Genomic DNA, 1203 nt, shown 5'->3' on the forward strand with positions numbered 1-1203 from the left:
CGTCGTCTTCACGGTGCCTGCCGAGATCGCCGACATCGCCTGGCAGAACAAGGCGGTGGTCTATGACCTGCTGTTCCGCGCCGCTGCGGACACGATGCTGACCATCGCCGCCGATCCCAAGCACCTCGGCGCACGCATCGGTATCACCGCCGTGCTGCACACATGGGGATCGGCGTTGACGCACCATCCGCATGTGCACATGATCGTGCCCGGTGGCGGCATCGCGCTGGACGGTACGCGCTGGATCTCGTCACGCCCCGCCTTCCTGTTACCGGTGCGCGTGCTGGGCGCGTTATTCCGCCACCTGTTCCTCACTCGCCTCTTGGCGTTGTTCGATGCCGGCAAGCTCGTCTTCTTCAGCACCTTGGCGGGCCTAGCGATACGCAAGGCCTTCCTGCGGTATCTGTCCCCGATCCGGAAGAAGCGCTGGGTGGTCTATGCCAAGCCGCCCTTCGCCGGGCCGCAGGCGGTGCTGGCCTATCTCTCACGCTACACCCACCGCGTCGCCATCTCGAACCGGCGGCTCATCGGCTTCGACGAGACCGGCGTGACGTTCCGCTACAAGGACTATCGCCGCGATGGCGCCGAGCGCCAGCAGGTCATGACGCTGACCACCGACGAGTTCATCCGGCGCTTCCTGCTCCACGTCCTGCCGCGCAGCTTCCATCGTATCCGGCATTACGGCCTGCTCGCCAGTTCCACGCACAAGAACGCCATGACGCTCGCCCGCAAGCTGCTGGGCGTTGTTGCGCCGATCGAGGAACCTGAACCCGACGAGCTGCCAGATCACCGCCCGCCATGCCCATGTTGCGGCGGGCACATGACCATCATCAAGGCCTTCGCCCGCTGGTGCCAGCCCCGCGCGCCACCGCAATCAGCAGCGTCCCCCCGGGAGAATAAGCCATGATCCGGCATGGCCCATCTTGCATGACGGGCACGCTCATGGCGCATTGGCCGATGACCCAGCCTGTGCCCATCTCAGAATTAAAGCGGGTGCATTGCACAGTGACCCGCACAAAAGCCACAGACCACGGTCTGATGCTGCTAGAAATCACGCTCAGCAGGCCGGCGAGTACACTTCCGAAGCGGAAGCGCTTACCCTCCAGAACCATCCCAAAGTCGCTTTACACATAGACCAGCGCGTGGGGCCCGCGGGTTCCTGCACTGGAGGCTTTCGTACGCAAGCGCCCGAAACCCTTCACA

General features: G+C 64.2%; 1 protein-coding gene. It reads left to right on the forward strand.

The genetic code is table 11. The features are described 5' to 3' along the window. Positions 1-907 (forward strand): IS91 family transposase (locus tag NJ75_RS23015; protein WP_039338730.1); only part of this gene is annotated, 907 nt, incomplete at its 5' end. Between the last annotated feature and the right edge of the window lie 296 nt (positions 908-1203).

The sequence above is a fragment of the Novosphingobium subterraneum genome, assembly GCF_000807925.1.
Classification (GTDB): Bacteria; Pseudomonadota; Alphaproteobacteria; order Sphingomonadales; family Sphingomonadaceae; genus Novosphingobium; species Novosphingobium subterraneum.